This is a genomic window from Flavobacterium nackdongense (assembly GCF_004355225.1).
GTDB lineage: Bacteria > Bacteroidota > Bacteroidia > Flavobacteriales > Flavobacteriaceae > Flavobacterium > Flavobacterium nackdongense.
The window spans coordinates 1,997,540-2,022,572 of the sequence record NZ_CP037933.1 but is presented as its reverse complement, the minus strand read 5'-3'; the positions used below and the strand labels follow the sequence as shown (position 1 = coordinate 2,022,572).

At 38.2% G+C, this 25,033-nt stretch carries 16 protein-coding genes; all 16 read left to right on the top strand.

Annotated elements, in window-relative coordinates:
* The first annotated feature begins 26 nt into the window (after nt 1-26).
* Nucleotides 27-1,004 carry a pyruvate dehydrogenase complex E1 component subunit beta gene (locus E1750_RS08650; RefSeq protein WP_133276391.1) on the top strand — a complete coding sequence of 326 codons (978 nt, stop codon included), beginning with the start codon at nt 27-29 and terminating at the stop codon, nt 1,002-1,004.
* 111 nt (nt 1,005-1,115) lie between these two features.
* Entirely contained in the window at nt 1,116-3,602 is a 2,487-nt protein-coding gene (locus tag E1750_RS08645) for a DUF5686 and carboxypeptidase-like regulatory domain-containing protein (RefSeq protein ID WP_133276390.1), read from the top strand.
* Complete coding sequence (locus E1750_RS08640) at nt 3,586-4,206, top strand: DNA-3-methyladenine glycosylase family protein (RefSeq protein WP_317126140.1); 621 nt, start codon at nt 3,586-3,588, stop codon at nt 4,204-4,206. Before E1750_RS08645 ends, E1750_RS08640 begins: the two co-directional genes overlap by 17 nt.
* 96 nt (nt 4,207-4,302) lie before the next feature.
* Entirely contained in the window at nt 4,303-4,830 is a 528-nt protein-coding gene (locus E1750_RS08635; protein ID WP_133276389.1) for an inorganic diphosphatase, read from the top strand.
* Nucleotides 4,831-4,964: 134 nt separating this feature from the next.
* On the top strand, nt 4,965-7,541 hold the full coding sequence (locus tag E1750_RS08630; RefSeq protein WP_133276388.1) for a sodium-translocating pyrophosphatase: 2,577 nt from the start codon (nt 4,965-4,967) through the stop codon (nt 7,539-7,541).
* Between the two features lie 112 nt (nt 7,542-7,653).
* On the top strand, nt 7,654-8,676 hold the full coding sequence (ruvB, locus tag E1750_RS08625; protein WP_133276387.1) for a Holliday junction branch migration DNA helicase RuvB: 1,023 nt from the start codon (nt 7,654-7,656) through the stop codon (nt 8,674-8,676).
* A gap of 80 nt (nt 8,677-8,756) precedes the next feature.
* Entirely contained in the window at nt 8,757-9,110 is a 354-nt protein-coding gene (locus E1750_RS08620; protein ID WP_133276386.1) for a four helix bundle protein, read from the top strand.
* A gap of 2 nt (nt 9,111-9,112) precedes the next feature.
* Nucleotides 9,113-10,129 (top strand): tRNA epoxyqueuosine(34) reductase QueG, encoded by a 1,017-nt coding sequence (gene queG, locus E1750_RS08615; protein WP_133276385.1) that lies wholly within the window; start codon nt 9,113-9,115, stop codon nt 10,127-10,129.
* Between the two features lie 80 nt (nt 10,130-10,209).
* Nucleotides 10,210-10,644 (top strand): CBS domain-containing protein, encoded by a 435-nt coding sequence (locus E1750_RS08610; protein WP_133276384.1) that lies wholly within the window; start codon nt 10,210-10,212, stop codon nt 10,642-10,644.
* Nucleotides 10,645-10,797: 153 nt separating this feature from the next.
* Nucleotides 10,798-13,083, top strand: a complete 2,286-nt coding sequence (locus E1750_RS08605) for an NADP-dependent malic enzyme (protein ID WP_133276383.1) — start codon at nt 10,798-10,800, stop codon at nt 13,081-13,083.
* A gap of 88 nt (nt 13,084-13,171) precedes the next feature.
* Nucleotides 13,172-13,753 carry a Holliday junction branch migration protein RuvA gene (ruvA, locus tag E1750_RS08600; RefSeq protein WP_133276382.1) on the top strand — a complete coding sequence of 194 codons (582 nt, stop codon included), beginning with the start codon at nt 13,172-13,174 and terminating at the stop codon, nt 13,751-13,753.
* A 36-nt stretch (nt 13,754-13,789) separates the two neighbouring features.
* The gene (sov, locus tag E1750_RS08595; protein ID WP_133278108.1) at nt 13,790-20,932 is read left to right on the top strand and encodes a T9SS outer membrane translocon Sov/SprA; all 7,143 of its coding nucleotides are present in this window, start codon (nt 13,790-13,792) and stop codon (nt 20,930-20,932) included.
* Nucleotides 20,933-21,094: 162 nt separating this feature from the next.
* The gene (gene gcvH, locus E1750_RS08590) at nt 21,095-21,475 is read left to right on the top strand and encodes a glycine cleavage system protein GcvH (protein WP_133276381.1); all 381 of its coding nucleotides are present in this window, start codon (nt 21,095-21,097) and stop codon (nt 21,473-21,475) included.
* Nucleotides 21,468-21,854, top strand: coding sequence for a VanZ family protein (locus E1750_RS08585; RefSeq protein WP_165698024.1), 387 nt, complete (start codon nt 21,468-21,470; stop codon nt 21,852-21,854). Before gcvH ends, E1750_RS08585 begins: the two co-directional genes overlap by 8 nt.
* A 20-nt stretch (nt 21,855-21,874) precedes the next feature.
* Nucleotides 21,875-22,618, top strand: coding sequence for a deoxyribose-phosphate aldolase (deoC, locus tag E1750_RS08580; RefSeq protein ID WP_133276379.1), 744 nt, complete (start codon nt 21,875-21,877; stop codon nt 22,616-22,618).
* A 214-nt stretch (nt 22,619-22,832) separates the two neighbouring features.
* A complete protein-coding gene (locus tag E1750_RS08575; RefSeq protein WP_133276378.1) occupies nt 22,833-24,956 on the top strand; it encodes a gliding motility protein RemB in 2,124 nt (707 codons plus the stop codon).
* The last annotated feature ends 77 nt before the right edge of the window (nt 24,957-25,033 follow it).

The following is a 25,033-nucleotide window of genomic DNA, read 5'->3' as shown; positions in this document are numbered from 1 at the left end:
GAAATTACAGAACATTTATGAAAACTATGAGAACGATACAATTTAGAGAAGCCATTTGTGAGGCCATGAGCGAAGAAATGCGTCGCGATGAGTCCGTATATTTAATGGGTGAAGAAGTGGCGGAATACAATGGTGCTTATAAAGCGTCAAAAGGAATGTTAGATGAATTCGGGGAGAAGCGTGTAATTGACACTCCTATCGCTGAGCTCGGTTTTACTGGAATTGCAGTAGGTTCGGCTATGAATGGTTGTCGACCGATTGTAGAGTATATGACCTTCAATTTTTGTTTAGTTGGAATAGATCAAATTATCAATAACGCAGCTAAAATGCGTCAAATGACCGGAGGTCAGTTCAATGTGCCAATCGTTTTTCGTGGGCCAACTGCTTCTGCGGGACAATTGGGTGCTACACACTCTCAAGCTATCGAAAATTGGTTTGCAAACACTCCAGGTCTTAAAGTAGTGGTGCCTTCTAATGTGTATGATGCCAAAGGACTTTTGAAATCTGCTATTCGCGACAATGATCCTGTAATTTTTATGGAATCAGAGCAAATGTACGGTGATAAAGGTGAAGTTCCAGAAGGAGAATATACCGTTCCAATTGGTGTTGCCGATGTGAAAAGAGTAGGTACTGATGTGACTATCGTTTCTTTTGGAAAAATCATCAAAGAAGCTTATATCGCTGCTGATGAATTAGCCGCAGCAGGAATTTCTTGCGAAATTATCGATTTGAGAACCGTTCGTCCTATGGACAAAGATGCTATTTTGACTTCGGTTAGAAAAACAAATCGCTTGGTGATTCTTGAGGAAGCTTGGCCATTTGCGAGTGTTTCTTCTGAAATTACCTATATTGTTCAAGAACAAGCTTTCGATTTTCTTGACGCACCTATTCAACGTATTACAACTGCTGATACTCCAGCGCCTTATTCGCCAGTTTTGCTAAAAGAATGGTTGCCTAATGCGGACGATGTTGTCAAAGCCGTTAAAAAAGTAATGTATAAATAAGCTGTTAAACTTTTCGGAATATTGGAAGATTAAATCAATCTAATATCAGAAATCAACTATATTTGAAACTTCATCAGAGCTTAAAATTTGATGAAGTTTTTTTTTTTGATTATGAACAAGAATTTTTTGTTATATCTGGTTGTAGTAGTTGGTTTTGCGAACACGCTATTTTCACAAACTAAAGTTAGCGGTCTCGTGGTAGATGCATCCAATAAACCCATTCCTTTTGCCAATGTCGCCTTCAAAAACTCAAGCGAAGGTGTCGTTTCTAGTGAAGACGGAGTATTTTATTTAGAATCTCCCAAAAGTTATAAAACCATAATTATTACCTCTGTAGGCTATTCCGATCGGGAAATTGATTTGGAGAAAGCCATCAATTATAAACTAAAAATTCAACTCAAGGAGATTCAAACTTTGAACGAAGTCGTAGTTTATCGAGGAAAAACCTCCAAAAAGAACAATCCAGCTTTAGATATTCTCCGAAAAATTTGGGAAAGAAGACGCAAAAACGGCCTTCATTTGTTTGATCAATACCAAATGGAGAAGTATGAAAAAATTGAATTTGATATGAACAGCATCGATAGCGCTTATATGAAAAACAATTTGTTCAAAGGAATGGAATTCATTTTCAAACAAGTCGATACTTCAAAAATAACGGGAAAAACCTACTTGCCTATTTTTATCAACGAGGCCTTGGTCGATGTTTATGGAGACAACAAATTGAAAAAGGTCAAAGAAAAAACAAAAGCCAATAAGACTTCTGGATTCAATGGCAATCAGCAGATTTTAGCTTTTGTAAATGATTTGTACACCGATTTTGATATTTATGACAATCACCTGAATTTTTTTGACAAAAGTTTTACAAGTCCACTCTCGACAACCGGAATCGATGTGTATAATTATGTCCTCAGAGATAGTGCTTACATCGATAACAAAAGGTGTTTTAATATTGTTTTCTATCCACGACGCAAAAACGAATTGACTTTCAAAGGCGATTTTTGGGTAAGCGATACCACTTTTGCCATCAAAAAAATAAATATGGCCGCCACTCGAAGTGCCAATATCAACTGGGTGAAAGACATTTATATCGAACAGGAATTTGAGGTCATGAATGATTCTATTTTTCTGATGACCAAAGATTATATGATGACCGATTTCGCACTCAACAAGAAGGAGAATTCGAAAGGCGTTTACGGCAAACGAACTTCTTTGTATCGAGATCATCAATTCAACATCGAAAAGCCTGAAAAGTTCTACCGAGAGGAAGTCAATTATTTAGACAAAGACGTCTACAATAAATCAGATGAATATTGGGAAGAAAATCGATTCGAAAGCCTTACCAAAGACGAAAAAGGAGTCTATAAAATGCTGGATACTTTGCAAACGGTCAAAAAATTCAAGCAATTGTATAGTTTGGTCGAAATCATAGATAGCGGCTACATCCATTTGGGGGAGTTGGATTACGGACCTATTTATTCCGTAATTGGACAAAATTCCGTCGAAGGATTACGCCTTAGAGCCGGAGCTAGAACCTATTTTGGGCCTAACGATCCGTGGCGTGTTCAAGGCTATCTCGCTTATGGATTCAAAGATGATAAATTCAAATACGGACTGACCGGTAAATGGATGCTGAATCCTAAAAATCGTTTTATTATTTCTGCCGGAAATCGGCGCGATATCGAGCAAATTGGGGCTTCGCTCACGACAACCAATGATATTGTAGGAAGGAGTTTTGCTTCTTCGGGCTTGTTGGTTGTTGGGAGTAATAATAAATTGACCAATGTCAATTTGAGTAATGTTGAATTTGAAATGGAACCCATCAAAAATTTAACTTTTTTGGCGGGTGTTTCCTATCGAACCTTAATTTCGGCTTCGCCCGAATTTAGTTTGGATTATTATACTGATTTGACTCAAACCACTATTCAGAGTCAGGTCAAACAATCCGAGGTGAATTTTCAAGTAGAATATACACCCAATCGGATTCCGGTGGCTTTTGGCGTCGAACGATACAATGCAGATAGTCCTTTTACCAGCATTTTTGTCACCTACAGTCAGGGTTTCAAAAACTTATTTTCAAGCGATTTCAATTACAAAAAGTTGCAATTGTATTACAAACAACCCATAATTATTGGCCCATTAGGACGCTCCGATATTATAATCGAAGCCGGAAAAACTTTCGGGTATATTCCTCTCGGTTTGATGAGCGTGGTTCCGGGGAATCAGTCCATTTTCAACATTGCCAATACATTTAACAATCTCCAATTTTACGAATTCGTTACCGATCAGTATGTGACTTTCAAATGGGATCACGATTTTCACGGACGTTTTTTTGCCCGAATTCCTTTTATGCGAAAACTCAATTGGCGCGAAAACATTGGCTTTCGTTCGGTTTACGGGACGGTTTCAGACGACAATAGAGCGATCAATGCGTCGGGTTTAGTCTATAATGCGCCGGACAAAGTATATTGGGAATACAGTGCGGGCATTGGCAATATTTTCAAATTATTCCGTATAGATTTTTCCTGGAGAGGCAGCTATTTAGATATGCCTGATGCCAATAAATTTGCCACAAAAATCTCTTTTGGATTTTATTTCTGATATGAATAAGGCCATCAAATATCTTTCAGAAACAGACCTCATTTTCAAACTCATTATTGAAAAGTATGGTTTGCCAACAATTCCCAAACGACCGCAAGGGTTTGAAACTTTAGTGTTATTAATTCTCGAACAGCAAGTTTCTATCGATTCAGCCAAAGCTACTTTTTTAAAATTAAAATCAAAACAACCACAATTTATTCCAGAATCGCTACTTTCTTTTTCGGACGAGGAGTTTCGTAGTCTTGGCGTAAGCCGACAAAAGACGTCCTATATTAAGGCATTATCCCATTCGATAATCAACCATCACATTGATTTAGAAAGTCTGGCAACTAAATCGGCTGAGGAAGTTCGAGAAGAATTAATCAAAATCAAAGGTATTGGCCATTGGACCATCGACATTTATTTGATGTTTTCGCTTCAAGCGCCCGACATCATTCCCCTTGGCGATGTCGCAGTACTAAATACCATCAAAGAACTACTTGACATACACGACAAACATGATATGGAAATTTATGTTTCCAAATGGAGTCCGCACAAGTCTTTGGCAACTTTTCTGTTGTGGCATTATTATTTGAGTAAAAGGAATAGGAAAGTAGTGTATTGAAAGGTTGTTTAAACGCTGAAATAGGCTATTTATCGATTTTATGTTGCAGAAGTTCTGAGTTTATCTATTTTTGCACCAAATTAAAAATAAACCAAAATGTTAAAAGACAAATACAAATCCTTTGATGTTCTTATAGAAATACCAAGAGGAAGTAGAAATAAGTATGAATATGATTTCAAACTCAAGAGAATTCGATTCGACAGAATGTTGTTTTCTTCGATGATGTATCCGGCAGACTACGGATTTATACCACAAACATTGGCCTTAGATGGTGATCCACTAGATGTTTTGGTTCTAATCAACGAGCCTACTTTCCCGGGTTGTGTGATGGAAGTGAAGCCAATCGGCGTTTTCCACATGGCCGATGATAAAGGACCAGATGAAAAAATTATTTGTGTACCAGTATCAGACCCAATTTGGAATTCATTGAACGATTTAGCAGATATTAATCCACATTTACTCAAAGAAATCGAACATTTCTTTCAAGTCTACAAAGATTTGGAGCACAAAATTGTCGATGTAGAAGGTTGGGGTGATTTGAGTCAAGCATTGGACATTATAGAGGAATGTACCGAACGTTTTAATCAACTTGAGAATAAACCGGACGATTTATTTAAGATTTAGTAAAATATTATAAATATTTTTTTTGATAAAGCAATATTCATGCATTTGAGTATTGCTTTATTAGTTTCAATATACTACGTTTGCATTGAAACATAATAATTTCACAACCTCAAAATTAAATTAAATTTATTTTTATGAACACAATTATGATTTACGTGCCAATAATTTTGGCATTAGTAGGATTGGTTTTTATGGCGATCAAAAGAGCTTGGGTTTTAAAACAAGATGCCGGTGATGGTAAAATGGCAGCAATTTCAGAGTATATCCACGAAGGCGCTTTGGCTTTTTTGAAAGCAGAATACAAATTGATGACGGTATTTGTTATAGTTGCCAGTATCGTTTTGGCAGGACTAACTTTCTTGCCTGGGAATTCATCGCATATTTTAATTGTGGTTTCTTTTATTTTTGGCGCTATTTTCTCTGCTTTTGCTGGGAATTTGGGAATGAAAATAGCAACAAAAACCAATGTTAGAACCACACAAGCAGCCAGAACGAGTTTGCCACACGCTTTAAAAGTGTCTTTTGGCGGCGGAACGGTTATGGGTTTAGGCGTTGCTGGATTGGCCGTTTTAGGACTCACAGGTTTTTTTATTATCCTTTATAATGTTTATATGGGTGGCGTTTGGACTTCCACCGAAGATATGACTACTGTTTTAGAAACTTTAGCCGGTTTCTCACTTGGTGCCGAATCTATTGCTTTGTTTGCCCGTGTTGGTGGTGGAATTTATACAAAGGCTGCCGATGTTGGAGCGGATATTGTAGGTAAAGTTGAAGCTGGAATTCCTGAAGACGATCCGCGAAATCCGGCAACTATCGCTGATAATGTGGGCGACAACGTAGGAGATGTTGCGGGAATGGGAGCCGATTTATTTGGTTCTTATGTGGCAACTGTACTTGCTACAATGGTATTGGGTAATTACGTTATCAAAGATATGGGCGGAAACATTCAAGATGCTTTTGGCGGAATTGGGCCTATTTTATTACCAATGGCTATCGCAGGTTTCGGAATTTTGTTTTCTATGATTGGAACTATGTTAGTGAAAATCACCGATAATAATGCGAAAGAAGCTGAGGTTCAAAAAGCACTTAATATTGGAAACTGGGTGTCAATTTTATTGACAGCCGCTTCATGTTATTTCTTGATTGACTATATGTTGCCTGAAAAAATGAACATGAATTTCTTTGGTGAAGGGATCAAAGAAGTCGCTTCGATTAGAGTTTTTTATGCTTCCATCGTTGGATTGGTAGTGGGTGCAATTATATCGTCGGTTACGGAATACTTTACTGGTTTGGGAACAAAACCTGTTTTGGCCATTGTTGCCAAATCATCCACGGGTGCGGGAACTAATATTATTGCAGGTTTGTCAACAGGAATGCTGTCCACCTTTCCTAAAGTAATTGTTTTGGCATTAGCCATTTGGATTTCATATTTTTTTGCAGGATTCTACGGTGTTGCTTTAGCTGCTTCAGCTATGATGGCTACAACGGCGATGCAATTGGCAATCGATGCTTTTGGCCCAATTTCAGATAACGCTGGTGGAATAGCCGAAATGAGCGAGTTACCTAAAGAAGTTCGTACCAGAACCGATATTTTAGATTCTGTTGGAAATACAACCGCAGCTACTGGAAAAGGATTTGCCATTGCTTCGGCTGCGATGACTTCGTTAGGTTTGTTTGCAGCTTATGTTACATTTACAGGTATCGACGGTATCAATATTTTTAAAGCACCCGTACTATCAATGTTGTTCATAGGGGCAATGATTCCGGTAGTTTTCTCCGCTTTAGTAATGAATTCAGTAGGAAAAGCCGCTATGGATATGGTGAACGAAGTGCGTCGTCAGTTTAGAGAAATTCCAGGAATTATGGAAGGAACAGGTAAACCTGAATACGCAAAATGTGTTGATATTTCGACTAAAGCCGCTTTGCATGAAATGATGTTGCCTGGAATTTTAACTATAGGTTTCCCAATAGGAATTGTCTTGATTGGTAAATTAGTGTATATGAATGACGCCAACTCCAATGCAATGGTAGCCGAAATGCTTGGAGGTTATATGGCGGGAGTTACGGTTTCTGGAGTAGTTTGGGCTATTTTTCAAAACAACGCCGGTGGAGCTTGGGACAATGCTAAAAAATCTTTCGAAGCAGGCGTTTTAGTGGATGGATTAATGAGTTTCAAAGGATCAGAAGCGCACAAAGCAGCTGTAACTGGCGATACGGTTGGAGATCCGTTCAAAGATACTTCTGGACCATCAATGAACATTTTGATAAAATTGACTTGTTTGATTGGATTGGTAATAGCGCCAATTTTGGGCAATGGCAATGCCGCCGAAAATAAAGTGATGAAATGTTCAATGGAGATGAAATCATCTAGCGCTGCAGGAGGAATGATGGGCAAATGTGACATGTCTAAATGTGCCACAATGACCAAAGACGAATGTGCCAAAATGTGCGACGAAAAAGGATGTACTCCTGAGCAAAAAGAAATGTGTATGTCACATTACGATGCTAACGGAAAATTTATTGCTCCAACGACCGAAAAAGCTTGTTGTGCTAAAAAAGAAGCAATGGAAAAAAATATCAAAGTTGAACTGTCTAATGAAAACGGAAAAGCAAAAGCCAAAGTAACTACTACCGAAAACGGAAAGGATAACATTCAGGTTTTTGAAGGTTCATTAGAAGAAGTGAAAGCTAAAGTGGAAGCTTTGAAATAGTAGATTTTGCTTCTATATTTAATCAAAATGCCTCGCAATTAGACTGAACCCAAAAGTTTAGACACTATTTGGGGGTATTTTTATTGGCGGATATCTTTGTTATATTTGTAAAATGAATGAAAATTTAGACCCAACAAACAGCCACTATAATCCTGAAGAACTGGATCTCGAAAAGAGATTAAGACCCTTGTCTTTTGACGATTTTGCAGGTCAGGACCAGATACTCGAAAACCTGAAAGTATTTGTTCAAGCGGCCAATCAACGAAATGAAGCCCTGGATCACGCCCTTTTTCACGGACCTCCAGGTTTAGGAAAAACTACTCTGGCCAATATCTTGGCCAATGAGTTGCAAGTAGGTATTAAAATTACCTCCGGCCCCGTTTTAGATAAACCCGGGGATTTGGCTGGTCTTTTGACAAATCTCGAAGAAAGAGATGTTTTGTTTATTGATGAAATCCATCGTTTGAGTCCCATCGTCGAAGAGTATTTGTATTCGGCAATGGAAGATTTCAAAATAGACATTATGATTGAATCGGGTCCAAACGCTAGAACTGTTCAAATCAATTTGAATCCGTTTACCTTAATTGGTGCCACCACGCGTTCTGGATTATTGACTGCTCCAATGCGAGCCCGTTTCGGAATATCCTCTCGTTTGCAGTATTACACCACCGAACTTTTAACGACCATTGTCGAAAGAAGCGCATCGATTCTTAAAATGCCCATTTCTATGGAAGCCGCTATCGAAATAGCAGGTCGCAGTAGAGGAACACCTCGTATAGCCAATGCTTTGTTGCGTAGAGTGCGTGATTTTGCGCAAATTAAAGGAAATGGAACCATCGATATCGAAATTGCTCGCTATGCCTTAAAAGCGTTGAATGTCGATGCCCACGGTTTAGACGAAATGGATAATAAAATTCTAAACACTATTATTGATAAATTCAAAGGGGGTCCGGTGGGTTTATCTACTTTGGCGACAGCCGTATCCGAAAGTAGCGAAACCATCGAAGAAGTCTATGAGCCTTTCCTAATTCAGGAAGGTTTTATTATGCGGACACCTAGAGGAAGAGAAGTGACCGAAAAAGCATACAAACATCTTGGCAAAGTGAAAACTAATATTCAGGGAGGGCTTTTTTAATGGAAAGTTGGAAGAGGGAAGCTAGGAGATGGAAGCACTTCCAACTTCCGACTCCCAGCTTCTAACAAAAAAACAAAAGTATGAGTTTTAAATTCGAAAAGTTAATCATCTGGCAGAAATCAATGGATTTTGGAGAAGAAATTAATGCTGTCATTAAAGAATTTCCAAAACATGACATGTTTAATCTTGCTTCCCAAATGTTGCGAGCTTCAGACTCTGTAGCGCTAAATATTTCCGAAGGGTCAATAGAGCAATCTAATGCGGAGTTTAATCGATTTTTAGGCTATTCTGTCAGATCATTAGCCGAGGTAGTTACTTGTTTGTATAAAGCAAAGCGAAGGAACTACATTAATGATGCCGTTTTTGATAAACTTTATAAGGATTCATTTGATTTGATGAATATGACTATAGCATTTAAATCTAAATTGAAATAGTTATGATTCCCGCTAATTCCCAACTCCCATCTAGCAGCTCTCATCTTCCAACTTCTAGCTCCCATCTTCCAACTTCTAGCTCCCATCTTCCTGCTTCCCGCTATACTTCTTTTATTAAGGCCGAATCTAAACGCCTCGGCTTTTTGTCTTGTGGCATATCCAAGGCGGGTTTTCTGGAGGAAGAAGCGCCTCGATTAGAACATTGGCTAAATAAGCAAATGAACGGTCAAATGTCCTATATGGAGAACCATTTTGACAAACGTTTAAATCCAACTTTATTAGTCGATGATGCCAAAAGCGTGGTTTCTCTTTTATTAAATTATTTCCCTTCTGAGCTTCAAAATGAAGACTCTTATAAAATTTCTAAATACGCTTACGGACAGGATTATCATTTTGTCATCAAAGAAAAACTGAAGGAATTACTCCATTTCATTCAAGATACTATTGGGGCAGTTTCAGGTCGAGCGTTTGTCGATTCGGCTCCGGTTTTAGACAAAGCTTGGGCGGCCAAAAGTGGGTTGGGTTGGATTGGTAAAAACAGCAATTTACTAACCCAAAAACTAGGCTCTTTTTATTTCATCGCTGAACTTATTATTGATTTGGAATTAGATTATGACACACCTACTACCGATCATTGTGGTGCTTGTACAGCCTGTATTGATGCTTGTCCCACCCAAGCCATTGTAGCGCCATATGTGGTGGATGGAAGCAAATGTATTTCCTATTTCACGATCGAACTCAAAGAAAACATTCCGACTGAGATGAAGGGAAAATTGGATGATTGGATTTTTGGTTGCGATGTCTGCCAAGAGGTTTGTCCTTGGAATCGATTTTCGAAAGCACATAGCGAACCCCTTTTCAATCCGAATAAGGAGCTGCTTTCTATGTCCAAAAAAGATTGGCAAGAAATTACCGAAGAAACCTTCAAGACAGTTTTTAAAAACTCTCCATTAAAAAGGACGAAGTATTCAGGGATCAGTAGGAATATCGATTTTTTGAAAGAAACGAAAAACCGATAGATTATTTCTAAATATTGGGTTACTATGTTGGTTAATTAAAAAAAAATTATAATTTTATAATCAAATTAAACTTTACTATTATGACAGTCAATCAAATATTAGCGAAAAAGGGAAAAGAAGTCTATTCGGTATTGCCTACAATTACAGTTTACGACGCTTTGGTGAGTATGAGCGAAAAAAACATTGGAGCGATTTTGGTAGTAGAAGATACTATTTTGAAAGGGATATTTTCGGAACGGGATTATGCACGGAAAATTGCTTTAAAAGATAAATCGTCGAAGGAGACTTTGGTGCAAGAAATTATGGCAAGCGATGTAATTACAGTAAAACCAGATGACAATTTGGAATCTTGTATGGAGTTGATGTATACCAAAAAGATCAGACATTTACCTGTTTTAGATAATGAAACCATAATTGGAATTATATCCATCGGTGACGTTGTAAAATCCATTATAGATTTACAAAAAGAAACAATTCAGTACTTGGATTCCTATATCAGTGGAGGAAAATCATAAACTATTATCAAAGAATTATTCAAATAGCTGCAAAATTTGCAGCTATTTTTTTTATTACTGAAATATCTGTTTTTGTACGACAAAGGGGCATAAAAAAGCCGGCTGTTTGGTCTAAATCTGTTATCTTTGGGTGTCAGAATTAAAATTAAAGTAATGGATAAGAATAGTAAACGATTAGAAGCATTATTATATCATGCAAAACCTACACCTGGAAAAATTCAGGTTGTCCCCACCAAAAAACATGCCACCCAAAGAGATTTATCCTTAGCGTACTCACCCGGAGTTGCTGAACCTTGTTTAGAAATTGCTAAAGATGTAAATAATGTATATAAATACACTTCAAAAGGGAATTTAGTAGCCGTAATATCAAATGGAACTGCCGTTTTGGGTCTTGGCGATATTGGTCCAGAGGCTTCAAAACCCGTGATGGAAGGCAAAGGATTGTTGTTTAAAATCTTTGCAGGCATCGATGTCTTCGATATTGAAGTGGATACCAAAGATGTAGAAGAATTTATTCAAACCGTCAAAAATATAGCACCCACCTTCGGAGGTATCAATCTAGAAGATATCAAAGCGCCAGAATCATTCGAGATTGAAAGAAGATTGGTCGAGGAGCTAAATATTCCCGTGATGCACGACGATCAACACGGAACAGCCATTATCTCATCGGCAGCATTAATTAACGCTGTGGAATTGGCCGGAAAAAAAGCTGAAGATTTAAAAATGGTCGTTTCTGGAGCAGGTTCAGCTGCTATAGCTTGTGCCAATATGTATGTCTTATTAGGCTTAAAAGTCGAAAACATATTGATGTTTAACAGCAAAGGAGTTTTAACCAAAGACAATCCCAATTTATCCGAAATGCAATTGGTTTATGCTACCGATAAAGTACCAATGAGTCTTGAAGAGGCTTTGGTAGGTGCGGATATTTTTCTCGGCTTATCCTCAGGCGATATTATGACACCGAAAATGTTATTGGGAATGGCCGATAATCCTATTGTTTTTGCGATGGCAAACCCAAATCCAGAGATCAATTATCATTTGGCAATCGAAACGCGCAAAGACATTATTATGGCAACTGGCCGTTCGGATCATCCTAATCAAGTGAATAATGTGCTTGGTTTTCCCTATATTTTTAGAGGAGCGATGGATGTTCGGGCAACTAAGATCAACGAAGAAATGAAAATGGCCGCTGTTCATGCTCTCGCTGCTTTGGCGAAAGAGAGTGTTCCGGAACAAGTGAATATTGCTTACGGTGCCACAAAACTGACCTTTGGTCGCGATTATATCATTCCTTCGCCTTTTGATCCAAGGTTAATTGCAAAGGTCGCCCCAGCGGTGGCGCGAGCAGCCATGGAATCTGGTGTAGCCCAAAATCCTATTCAAGATTGGAAAAAATACGAAGAGGAGCTGTTGGATCGTATGGGAAGCGACAATAAAATGGTGCGAATGCTTATCAATAGAGCCAAATCGAACCCCAAAAGAATTGTCTTTGCCGAAGCAGATCATTTGGATGTGCTCAAAGCGGCTCAAATTGTATTTGAAGAAGGAATCGGATTCCCCATATTGTTAGGGAAAAAAGATATTATTCTGGAGTTGAAAAAAGAACTTGGTTTTGATGCCGATGTTCCCATTATTGACCCTAAAACCCAAGAAGAAGTTACTAGAAAAAATAAATTTGCCAAAGCCTATTGGAAAACCAGACAAAGAAGAGGCATTTCTTTATTTGATGCTGAAAATTTAATGCGCGAACGGAATTATTTTGCCGCTATGATGGTCAATCAAGGCGAAGCCGATGCGCTATTGACTGGATATTCCAGAAGTTATCCCTCAGTAGTAAAACCGATGTTGCAGCTAATTGATAAGGAGCCTGGGGTATCTCTAATTGCAACAACCAATATGATGATGACCAGCCGTGGTCCGATGTTTATGTCGGACACCGCCATCAATACGAATCCAACGGCAGAAGAATTGGCGAAAATTGCTATTATGACTGCTAAAGTGGCCAAATTGTTCGGAGTTCAACCTGTGATTGCCATGATTTCATTTTCGAATTTTGGATCTTCAACCAATGATAGCGCAAGCAAAGTGCGAGAAGCGGTGGATTATTTGCACAAACATCATCCGGAGATGATTATTGATGGAGAAATTCAAGCTGATTTTGCACTGAATCAAGATATGTTAGCGGCTAAATTTCCGTTTTCAAAATTAGCGGGCAAGAAAGTAAATACCCTAATTTTCCCAAATCTTGAAGCAGCAAATATTACGTATAAACTATTGAAAGAATTGAACAAGGTCGATTCTATTGGGCCTATAATGTTAGGTATGGGCAAACCGGTACACATTTTTCAATTGGGTGCCAGTGTCGAAGAAATGGTCAATATGGCAGCAATTGCAGTAATTGATGCACAAGAATTAGAAAAGAAAAAATCTAAAAAATAGATTATTTTTTAGGGAATAGCAGGACTTATATAAATTTGGCAAAAATTTATATAAGTTTTGTTATATTTGGGCACATTTATAGCGTTGTATGATAGCACATTTGCAAGGAAAACTGGTTGAAAAAACACCAACTCAAGTTGTAATCGACTGCGGAGGAATAGGGTATCAAGTGAATATTTCCTTGCATACCTATTCGCTGCTTCCGGCTACGGATTATATCAAATTGTTTACCCATCTTCAAATTAAGGAAGACTCCCATACTTTATTTGGTTTTGTAGAAAAATCAGAGCGAGAAATTTTTAAATTATTATTGTCGGTTTCCGGAATTGGCGCCAGTATCGCCAGAACTATGTTGTCGTCATTAGATCCCAAACAAATTACAAATGCCATTGCCTCTGGCGATGTGGTAACCATTCAATCCATAAAAGGCATTGGGAGCAAAACTGCCCAAAGGGTGATACTCGATTTGAAAGAAAAGGTGCTAAAATTATACGATTTAGACGAAGTTTCGATGTCACAAAGCAATACAAATAGAGATGAAGCGTTATCTGCTTTGGAGGTTTTAGGTTTTGTTCGCAAAGCATCCGAACGAGTTGTCGAAAAAATCATCAAAGAAGCTCCGGAGAGTACGGTTGAATTTATTATTAAGCAAGCTTTAAAAAACTTATAAAAGTTGAAGTTATACCCTATAAACAAAGTATCTTACGTGTATAAAATTGCTGCGTTTTTATTGCTATTATTTTGTGGTTTTGTTTCGCAGGCTCAAGTAAATCCGGTCCCTCAAGACACGGTTCCTGCGGGATATTCTACCGGAAAAATTGAGATTAAAGACCCTCAAAGTATTGTTAAGGCGTATTCCTACGACCCCGCGACGGGCATGTATATTTTGTCGAAAACCTTTGGAGACTTCGCCACGAGTTACCCTTCGATTTTGACTCCAAAAGAGTACGAAGACCGAGTAAGAAAAGAATCGATGCGCAACTATTTTCGAGATAAACTGGATGCGATCGACGGTAAAAAAGGCGATAATGACCAAGCAAAGAAAGACTTATTGCCAAGATATTACATCAAATCAGGGCTTTTTGAAACGATTTTTGGTAGTAATACCATCGACATCAAGCCAACGGGATCTGTCGAAATGGATTTCGGTCTCCGATACACCAAACAGGATAATCCCGCATTTTCTCCAAGAAATAGGTCGGTAATAGCATTCGATTTCAATCAGAGAATCAGTATGAGTTTAATGGGGAAAGTAGGAACCCGACTCAATGTCAATGTCAATTACGACACCCAATCTACTTTCGACTTCCAAAATTTAGTCAAGTTGGAATACACGCCCACTGAGGACGATATCATTCAAAAAATTGAAGTCGGAAATGTCAATATGCCTTTGAACAGTTCCCTAATTAAGGGAGCTCAAAGTTTGTTTGGAGTAAAAACCAAATTGCAATTTGGTAAAACCAGTATTACGGGCGTTTTCTCTGAACAAAAATCACAAACCAAAACCGTAGTTGCCGAAGGTGGCGGAACGGTGCAGGACTTCGAATTATTTGCTTTGGATTACGACAATGACCGACACTTTTTCCTTTCGCAATATTTTAGAAATAAATACGATGCAGCACTCAAAAACTATCCCTTCATTGATAGTAGAGTGCAAATAACCAGACTTGAAATTTGGGTGACCAACAAGCAAAATCGAGTCACCACGACCAACAACAATCTCAGAAATATCATTGCGCTTCAGGATTTAGGTGAAGCACAATTGACGGGTTTACAAGACAGCGAGGTGGTCGTTTTAGACCCTTCAACGGGAATGTTTAACAATCCCATCGACTCGCCTGCAGACAATACCAATAATGACTATGATCCGGCGCAAATCGATGCGGGTACTGGTTTGTTGAACAAAAATATCCGTGAAATTGCTACTTCTGGTTCTGGGTTTAATGTTACTGTCAATGAAGGGGCTGATTACGGTAAACTTGAGAATGCCCGAAAATTGAATGCCAACGAATATACTTTTCACCCTCAGTTGGGGTATATTTCCCTGCAACAGCGATTGGCAAACGATGAAGTACTGGCCGTGGCTTATCAATATACCATTGGAGAGAAAGTGTATCAAGTAGGGGAGTTTGGAAATGATGGAGTCGATGCAACACTTGTAACTGGAACCTCGCAGGCAGACCAAGCCATTATTTCTCAAAGTTTGGTGTTGAAAATGTTGAAAAGTAATTTGACCAATGTCAAAAATCCGGTTTGGAACTTGATGATGAAAAATATTTATCAAATTCCGGGAGCGTATCAGTTGAAACAAGAAAACTTCAGATTCAACATCCTGTACACCGATCCTTCGCCAATCAATTATATTACACCAGTCACGGGCAGCTCGTTTCCACCCAATCCAACGCAAGGAAATGAAGTGGCTGAAACTCCTTTGTTGAAAGTTTTCAATTTAGATAAATTGAATTTTAATAATGACCCACAAGCTGGCGGGGATGGTTTCTTCGATTTTATGCAGGGAATGACAATCGACACTCAAAACGGTCGTATCATATTCACCACCAAAGAACCTTTTGGTGAATTGTTATTCTCCAAATTATCTAATGGCGCTGGCGAAGATTACAAGGATGGCAACACCTACAATCCCAATCAGAAAAAATATGTGTTCCGAAATATGTATGCCAACACACAAGCCGGAGCATTGCAAGACGCAGACAAAAACAAATTCTTGTTGCGAGGAAAATACAAATCGACAGGTGGAGATGGAATTCCAATAGGGGCTTTCAACGTGCCTAGAGGTTCGGTGGTGGTTACTGCCGGAGGAAGAGTTTTGGTCGAAGGAATTGATTATAGCGTGAATTATCAACTGGGAAGAGTTCAGATTTTGGACCCATCACTTCAGGCTTCGAACACGCCAATTAGCGTTTCATTAGAAAACAATTCTATTTTTGGACAGCAAACCAAACGATTTTTTGGTGTTTATGTCGAACATCAAATTTCGGATAAATTTTTACTTGGAGCCACTTTTTTGAAATTGAACGAAAGACCCTTTACTCAAAAATCGAGCTTCGGACAGGAGGTAGTCAACAATAATATGTTTGGTTTCAACGGGAACTATTCATCGGAAATTCCCTTTTTTACGCGATTGGTCAATAAATTGCCAAACATCGATACCGATGCGCCTTCCAACCTTTCGATACGAGGTGAAATTGCCTTTTTGGAACCTGATGATCCAAAAGGGAACAGTTTTCAAGGAGAATCAACCATTTATGTAGATGATTTTGAAGGTTCGCAATCTACTATCGATATGCGTTCGCCATTTGCTTGGAAATTATCATCAACCCCTTTGAACGATACCGAAAGTCAGTACGATTTTAATGCCACTGCCAATGATTTGAGCTATGGTTTCAAAAGAGCAAAATTAGCTTGGTACACTATTGACCCGGTATTTTATACAACTAAACCATCCGGAATTTCGAATGATGATTTGTCATTGAATACCACTAGACGAATCTTTAGCGAAGAGTTATATCCACTCACCGATATCGCCGTTGGACAATCGCAGGTGGTCAATACTTTAGACTTGACTTATTTTCCTGCTGAAAGGGGCATGTACAATAATGCGACCAATGTGTCAACCAATGCCAAAGACAATTTTGGGGGGATTATGCGTTCGTTGAATTCGACCAATTTCGAACAGGGAAATGTAGAATACATTCAGTTTTGGGTATTGGATCCTTATGTTGGTGCAGGTGAAATTCCAAAAACCAACACGGGAAAAATTTATTTCAATTTAGGGGAAATTTCAGAAGATATCCTGAAAGATGGAAGAAAGCAATATGAAAATGGCTTGGGTCCAGATCAAGTAAAAGTAAATCCGCAACCGCTTTGGGGTGATGTTCCCGCTTCGCAATCCTTAATTTACGCCTTTGATGTGAATACCGCGAATCGAACCAATCAGGATTTAGGTTTGGACGGTTTGCCAGGGGCAAAGGAAGCAGCAATTTATACCAATCACGCTGCAGAACCCGATCCGGCAGCCGATGATTACAAATATTATTTGAACAGCACTGGAGGAATTATTGACCGATACAAACAATACAATGGGGTCGAAGGAAATTCTGCTGTTGATATAAATGATGCCAACCGAGCGGCAACTGCTGAGCCCGATGTAGAAGATATCAACCGCGACAATACGATGAATACCATCAATGCGTATTATGAATACAGTATTGATATGAAACCGAATATGGCCGTGGGGCAAAATTATATCACCGATATTCGAAATACCCAAATCACGATGGACAATGGGCAAGTGACAGATGCCCGATGGATTCAATTTAAAATCCCGGTCACACAACCCGAAAACACCATTGGAAACATATCCGATTTTAGGTCCATTCGATTTATGAGAATGTTTATGACCGGTTTCAATAGTAATGTTACAGTTCGTTTTGGCGCCTTAGATTTAGTAAGAGGCGATTGGAGAAGGTATGCCAACACTTTGGATGCTAATGATCCAGATCCAAACGATGACAAAACCACTCTCGATGTCCTCGCGGTAAATCTTCAAGAAAACAATGACAGATGCCCTATTAATTATGTCATACCTCCAGGGGTGCAACAAGAGCAATTGTACAATGCGAATTCTGTCATCAATCAGAATGAGCAATCCTTGTCGCTTCGAGTTTCAGGCGATGGTCTTGAACCAGAAGATTCGAGAGCTGTGTTTAAAAACGTAAGTGTCGATATGCGACAGTTCAAAAAATTGAAAATGTTCTTGCACGCCGAATCTTTACCAGGTGAAATCGCCCTTAGCGACAATCAGATGGTCGGTTTTATTCGTTTCGGTAATGACTTCAATCAAAACTTTTACCAAATTGAAATTCCTTTGAAGGTGACCCAAGCCGCTCCTTCAGTTGGGACGAATTGTGGGGCTTTGAGTGCCGAGACCGTCTGGCCCGCCGAAAACGAAATCGATTTGTCATTGGCTTTGCTAACTCAGCTCAAAATTGAAGCGATGAGCATCGATCCAAGTACTTTGCCAGCGGATGGAATTTATTACAAAAATGAAGACGAATTAGATCCTTCATTGGCAGGAAAATCGAATAAATTGAGAATCGGTATCAAGGGAAATCCTAATTTTGGCTTGGTTCGAAATTTAATGCTAGGGGTAAAAAATAACGATCGACAAGATTTAAAAGGCGAAGTGTGGTTCAACGAACTGCGTGTTGCCGATATGGACAATAGTCGTGGTATGGCTGCGGTATTGAATGTGGATACTAATTTTGCCGATTTTGCCACAATTTCAGCAACAGGTAGAAAAAGTACTATCGGATTTGGGGGAATCGAACAAGGTCCCAACGATAGAAATCGAGAAGATACACAGCAATACAATATCGTAACCAACTTCAGTTTAGGGAAATTATTGCCAGCCAAATGGAAAGTGAATTTGCCTTTTAATTATGCCATTGGCGAAGAAACCATTACTCCGGAATACGACCCTTTTAATGCCGATATCAAATTGAAACAACTGTTAGATAACACGACCGATGCGGATGAGAAGGACAACATCAAAAACAGAGCAGTCGATTATACCAAAAGAAAAAGTATCAATTTTATTGGGGTACGAAAAGATAGAGGTGCTGAACAAAAGCAACGCGTATATGATATAGAAAACTTTACTTTTTCGCAGTCGTTTAACGAGGTGGAGCACCACGATTATGAGATAGAGCAGTTTACCAATCAGGAATCCAATACAGCGGTAGATTATGGTTTTAGTTTTCAACCCAAACCCATAGAGCCCTTCAAGAAATCAAAATTCACGAAGAAAAGTAGCTATTGGAAAGCCTTAAGCGATTTCAATTTCAATTATTTGCCTACCAATTTCAATTTCAATACCAATATTTTACGACAATACAATCGTCAGCAATTCCGACAAGTAGAATTGGATGATAAAAGTATTGGTCTGGATCCTTTGTACAGAAGAAATTATGCGTTTAATTATAATTATGGATTTAATTATAATATGACTAAAAACCTGAAATTCAATTACAAAGCCTCCTCAACGAATATCGTCAAAAATTATTTGGATGAAAACAATGTGCCAATTGATGATTTGAACATTTGGGATAGTTATTTCAATGTGGGGCAATCTAATTTCCATATGCAACAATTGGTCTTGAATTATGAAATCCCATTAGACAAAATACCGGTATTCAGTTTTATAAAGGCTAATTACTCCTACACGGGCGACTACAGTTGGCAGCGCGCTTCGGTGGCATTGTCTGAAATCAATATTGGAGGTGTTGATTATAATCTAGGAAATACCATTCAAAATGCCATTTCTCACAATATAAATGCGAATTTGAACATGGATTTGTTTTACAAATATATAGGATTGACAAAGCGTTCGGCATTAAAACCAAAACCAAAAGCAGCAGCACCGAAACCGGGCGAAAAACTAACGGATACCAATGTTAAAGAGCCCCGAAACAATGATTTTGTCAATGGATTAATCGGTATTCTGACTAGTGTGAAAACCATTCAAGCGAATTATACTAAAAATAGCGGGACTGTTTTGCCAGGATATACTCCCGGAGTTGGTTTCTTTGGAACCTCAAAACCAACTATTGGATTTGTTTTTGGAAGTCAGGACGATGTGCGCTACGAAGCGGCCAAAAACGGTTGGCTTACGGCTTATCCCGATTTTAACCAAAACTATACGCAGGTAAGCAATGAAATATTTAAGTCAACGGTAAATATAGATTTGTTGCCCGATTTGAAAATTGATTTATCACTAGACCGATCTTATTCGGAGAACTTTTCAGAACAATACGATGTAAGCAATGGGATATATAATTCGAGATCTCCCTATAATTATGGAATGTTTTCGATTTCGACTATATTGATAAAAACTTCGTTTTCGGCTAGCGACGAAAATACATCGGCAGCTTTTGATGATTTTAGAAGTAATAGATTGCCAATTGCCAACCGATTGGCGACAGAAAGGGGAATTGACATCAATAATCCAGCTAATATTGATGCCGAAGGCTATCCTAAAGGTTTTGGCAAAAACAATCAGGCAGTGTTGTTACCCGCTTTTTTGGCTGCCTATTCAGGCGAAAGTGCTTCGAGTGTTTCACTGGGGATTTTCAAAAGTTTTCCGGTGCCCAATTGGGCGATTAAATACAATGGTTTGATGCGTTATACTTTTTTCAAAAACAATTTCAAACGATTCTCATTACAACAAAATTATAGAGCGTCCTATACGATTAATGCCTTCCGTTCTAATTTTGAATATGATAAAAACCCGAATGGGGTCGATTTGGGTGGAAATTATTACAACCAAACTATTATGTCGAACGTGAATTTAGTAGAGCAATTTAATCCACTTCTTCGAATGGATTTCGAGTTGAAAAATTCATTAAAAATCTTAACCGAAATCAAAAAAGATCGGGCATTATCGATGAGTTTTGATAATAATTTATTGACCGAAGTCAAAGGAGTAGAATATATCGTAGGAATGGGCTATCGCATAAAAGATGTTATTTTCTCTTCAAGCCTAGCCGATAATCCGACAGGAATTATAAAAAGTGATATCATCATAAAAGCCGATTTGTCGTATCGTAACAATAAAACTATCGTTAGGTATTTGGACTACGATAACAATCAATTAGCCGGTGGGCAAGACATTTGGTCAATAAAACTAACCGCTGATTATTCTTTTAGTAAAAACTTGACGGCGATTTTCTATTATGACCATGCGTTTTCGCAAGCTGTTGTATCGACATCATTTCCCTTGACCAACATTCGTTCTGGGTTTACATTGCGATATAATTTCGGAAATTAATTTTGGCATCGGAAGCAATTTTTGAATAGAAGATTGCTACATTTGCGCAATGAAATTTCCAACAAAAGGCCAATGGCAATAGCAACGGAAAAGTCTAAAATATATTAATTTATAATCTAGGATTTGCAATTTAAAATCTGCAATCTGCAATCTAAAATAATTATGAGCGTACCAGCAAATTTAAAGTACACCAAAGATCACGAATGGGTAAGCATTGACGGTGACATCGCAACAGTAGGAATTACTCATTTTGCGCAGAAAGAATTAGGTGATATTGTATATGTTGAAGTAGAAACTTTGGACCAAACCTTGGATAAAGACGAAGTTTTTGGAACCGTGGAAGCGGTCAAAACAGTTTCGGATTTATTTCTTCCATTAGCTGGAGAAATCATCGAATTTAATGATGATTTAGAAAGCAATCCTGAAAGTGTAAACACTGATCCTTATGGCGCTGGCTGGATGATCAAAGTGAAAATTGCCAATCCGGCGGAAATAGATTCGCTACTTTCGAGCGAGTCCTACAAAGAACTGATTGGTGCGTAAAAAGGTCTTTTTGGTCGCAGCCTTGTTTTGGTCAGGGGTTATCTTGTTTTTTTGTTTAGAAAACGCCAAAGATATTCCGCAAATAAGCCTGCCCTATATCGACAAATTCGTACACTTAGTTTTTCATTTTGTATTTACCACCCTTTGGTTTTTGTATTTTAAAAAGAGATGGAATAGTTCTAATTACTCCAATTCGCTGATTTTGTCCTTTGGTTTTTCGCTTGTTTTTGGAATTTCCATCGAACTGTTGCAGCAATATGTTACCTTGACCAGAAGTGCCGATGTAATTGATGTTTTAGCGAATACCATAGGAGCGTCTTTGGCTATAATTTCTATCATTTTGTTGAATTCGTATTATAGGATTATTGATAAAATCTAACGCAAATAATAAGATACCCGATGAATATCAAGCAGTATTTAGATTCAACTTATTTAAAAACACCTTCACAAGCGGGACTTACTGAGGCAGAAAACACCATTATTGCCAAAGAATTTATTCAAGAGGCCATCGATGAACATTTCAAGCTGATTATGATTCGCCCTGATATGGTTTCGTTGGCCAAAACAATGATTACCGGAGCCAATTCCGCTGTTCAAATAGGAACCGTAATCGATTTTCCAGAAGGCAAAGCAGGACTAGAGGCCAAATTAGCCGAAGCTACTCAAGCGATTCAGGACGGAGCCGATGATCTCGATTTTGTTTGCAATTACGAAGCTTTCAAAGTCGGAAATGTAGATTTGGTCAAAGAAGAAATTCTAAAATGTACACAATTAGGCTTAGCCAATAACAAAGTTGTCAAATGGATTATCGAAGTGGCAGCACTCACCGACAAACAAATTATGCAACTTTCGGCCTTGATAAAAAACTTGGTTATCACTCATTTTAAAGAAGAAAATTACCCTTCCGTTTTTGTGAAATCCTCCACTGGTTTTTATAAAACAGAAAATAATTTGCCCAACGGCGCCACGGTTCCTTCCATTATAATTATGCTTGAGAATGCCAATCCACTTCCAGTAAAAGCGGCAGGAGGTGTCAGAACCTATGAGGAAGCGGTCGAAATGATTCGGTTGGGGGTGAAAAGAATTGGCACTTCAGGAGCTAAAGCCATTGCCAATGGTCAAAAAGCGGAAGGAGGTTACTAAATAAATAGTTCTACTGGAAAAGTTGTCAACATTCATTTTTTTTAAACCATTAAGGACATTAAGTTTACTTCTTTTTTGTCATTAAGCATATACTGCAAAACTTAATTTTCTTAATGCGCTAAATGGTTTAAAATAATGTACTTTTATTTATTAAATGGTTGTAATTTTCGCAACAAACCCAGTATTGTCAAATAAGTTAATAATTTTGAAAAATATGAAAAAAGGATTGTTGGCCTTAGTTTTATCGTTTTGCACCTGTGCAACTTTCGCTCAAGAAGAGAAAATTGGTGTCAAACAATCGGTGGTTTCTGCCAATCAATTTCCTGTTTTTCCAAAATGTGAATCTTTACAATCCGCAGCATTAGAAAACTGTTTTTATAATGAGGTGCAAGATTTTATATTTCAAAATTTTGTAGTTCCTGAAAATTTAGTTCAAAATAATTTCAAAGGCAATGTAAAAGTCCTATTCGAAGTAGATAAAGAGGGCGTTTTCAAGGTTATTTATGTCAATGCTGTCGATGACGCTTTGATAAAAGAAGCCAAAAGGGTTTTTGCTAAATTTCCAAAGATTAAACCTGCCACCTACAATGGGAATCCCACTTTTTCTCAATACAATATTACCATAACTATCCCTTTGAAAAGTAAAGAACAGCAAGCTTCTGAAGCCATTGCTTTGGCAGAAACTGCAAAAGTAATTCCTAAACAACTTACAGAATTGGATAGTATTGTCTATAAAAAATTCAACAATCCGCAATTCAACAGTCATTTGAATGTGCCCTTTTCCCACAGTTATTATGCGCATTTCGATCCTGCGATGAATCAAGTGGGAGCCAATAATCACACCGCTTCTAAACCGTATACTTATGTAGAAGTGGCCAAATATTACAATCTTATCGAAGCAAACGAAAAGATAAAGAAAAACAAAACCAGCTGGTGGGGACGGAAATTGTGGAATGAAAATTTAGTCGAAATTCAAGGCGAAGACTATTGGTTTATCGTCAATCCAATTTTCGATTTGCAATTGGGTACAGCTTCGGGCAAGAATCAAGTGAACACCTTCGTTAATACTCGAGGCATCAATTTGAGTGGGGGATTGGGGAAACAACTTAATTTTACCACAACCATATACGAAAGTCAAGGGCGTTTTGCTGATTATTACAATCGGTATGCTGAAGCAATTAGGCCTGCAGGCGGAAATCCGGCGATTATTCCTGGAATTGGAATTGCCAAAGATTTCAAAACCGATGCCTACGATTTTCCTTCGGCTGATGCCAATTTGACTTTTGCCCCAGCGAAATTTATCGATCTGCAATTGGGTTATGGTCGCAATTTTATTGGCGATGGCTACCGTTCGATTTTCGAAAGTGACGGAGCAAGTCCGTATCCTTACTTTAAAATCAATACCAATTTTTGGAAAATAAAATACACTAATACCTATATGTGGCTCAAAGATGTACGCCCTGAAGTCACACTCGAACGGACGTATGCTACCAAATATATGGCGAATCATTATTTGAGTTTGAATATCACCAATCGCTGGAATCTAGGGCTTTTCGAATCCGTGATTTGGACCGATACCAATAACCGAGGTTTTGATATGCACTTTGTGAATCCCATTATTTTTTATCGTTCGGTCGAGTTTACGTCCTCGGCTCGAACGGGAAATGCTGTTTTGGGTTTGAGTTCTAAATACAAATGGAATAATAATGTAGCGCTTTATGGGCAGTTCCTTTTGGATGAATTTTCGCTTGGCGAAGTAAAGAACGAAAAAAACAGTTGGAAAAATAAATTTGCCTATCAGCTTGGGGTGAAATATTTCAATGCCTTCAAAGTCGATAATTTATTGTTGCAATTGGAATACAATCACGTCCGTCCGTATGTGTATTCGCATAGCGTGCCGATTACTAATTACGGACATAATAATCAAAATATTGGACATCCTTGGGGAGGTAATTTTCAAGAACTTCTTCTGATTGGGCGTTACCACAAAGGGCGATTGTATGCCGATGCCAAAATCACTTTTGGCACCAAAGGCTTGGATTTTGACACGATGGCAGACAGTAAAAATTACGGAGGAAATATCTACAAAGATTATGATGTCAATAGACCTTATGATTCGGGTGTGAAAGTAGGACAAGGAAACAAAACCAACATTTTCATCACCGATTTACAAGCCGGATATTTGGTCAACCCAATGACCAATATGAAACTTTTTGGTAGTTTTATTTATAGAAACTTTAACCCAAATCAAAACACTGCAACAGTTTTCAGCGAAAGCACCACTTGGTTTTCATTAGGCATTCGTTCGGATGTGTTTAATTGGTATTTTGATTATTAGAGGTTGGGTTTAAAATTTTGTTAGATTGATACACAAGCGTGACGCTTGCGCCAGCAGGGGGATATTATGAAAGCAAC